This window comes from Polynucleobacter sp. 39-46-10, from assembly GCF_002282275.1.
The window spans coordinates 1-1,273 of record NZ_NCJB01000503.1; the positions used below are offsets into that span (position 1 = coordinate 1).

Consider the following 1,273-nt stretch of genomic DNA (forward strand, 5'->3'; position numbering starts at 1 on the left):
GCCCAGATGAGAAATTTATTGAGCAAGTGCAAGCAAGTATTAACAAGCTATTGCCTGAGATGCCAAGAAAGCAAGTGATCGAAGCATCGCTTACTAATCGCGCTTTATTGATTCAGGTAGGAGATATGAGCGAGGCTTGTGAGATTGCCAACGCCATCGCTGCTGAGCATTTAGAAATTTGTGCAACTGAGCCGCGTAAGTGGGCTGAGTTAATCCGTCATGCTGGCGCCATTTTTATGGGTAACTACACTAGCGAATCTTTGGGTGATTATTGTGCAGGCCCGAATCATGTATTGCCAACAGCGCGCACTGCACGCTTCTCTTCGCCTTTAGGTGTGTATGACTTTATAAAGCGCTCAAGCATGATTGAAGTGAGTGAAGCGGGTGCTCAAACATTAGGTGCTGTTGCTAGTACACTCGCTCACGGTGAGGGTTTAACGGCTCATGCCCGTGCTGCTGAGATGCGACTGAAAAAATAAACTTAAACGCTTGCTAGAATTTCTTTCAGAGCAGTAATCAATTCATTTGTTTGCTCATCAGTACCGATGGTGATGCGTAAAAACTCTTCAATGCGTGGTGATTTAAAGTGACGCACAATAATTCCACGATCGCGTAAAGCTTGATAGAGCTTCGCACCAGCATGTTTTGGATGGCGCGTAAAAATAAAGTTGGCTGTTGATGGCAAAGTTTCAAAACCTAGATCGGCTAGTTCACCCACTAAGTGCTCACGAGTGTGGATTACTTTTTTGCTCGTAGATTCGAGATGCGCTTGATCCTGTATGGCAGCAATTGCTCCTGCTTGAGCCAAACGACCAAGTGGATAGGAGTTAAAACTATTCTTCACTCGCTCTAAACCTTCAATTAGGTCTGGATGTCCCACCGCAAATCCAACGCGAAGTCCTGCTAGGGCGCGTGACTTAGAGAGGGTGTGTACGACTAGGAGGTTTTCTGGACAAGCGCTTCCGCGAAGCAGGGGAATGCGAGACTCAGTTCCATAATCTACATAAGCTTCGTCAATCACCACTACGGAATCGGTATTTCTGCTCAGCAGGGATTCAATATCTGATCGCGGAATGGCTCGACCAGTTGGAGCATTGGGATTGGGGAAAATAATTCCACCATTGGGGGTTTTGAAATCCCCCGTCTGAATCTCAAAATCAGGGCCTAGGGGGACTGCTTGATACTCAACCCCAAATAACTTGCAATAAACCGGGTAGAAGCTATAAGTAATATCCGGAAACTGAACGGGCTTGGCTTGTTTGAGTAGGCCCAA

2 protein-coding genes are annotated in these 1,273 nt (G+C 46.3%); one reads left to right on the forward strand and one right to left on the reverse strand.

All coding sequences use genetic code 11. The features are described from left to right. Window positions 1-479: histidinol dehydrogenase (locus tag B7X71_RS17190; protein ID WP_293601635.1), on the forward strand; the 479-nt coding region annotated here is incomplete at its 5' end. A gap of 2 nt (window positions 480-481) precedes the next feature. Here the strand turns inward: B7X71_RS17190 and B7X71_RS17195 are convergent. Beyond that, on the reverse strand, window positions 482-1,273 hold a 792-nt coding region (locus B7X71_RS17195), incomplete at its 5' end, for a histidinol-phosphate transaminase (RefSeq protein ID WP_293601636.1).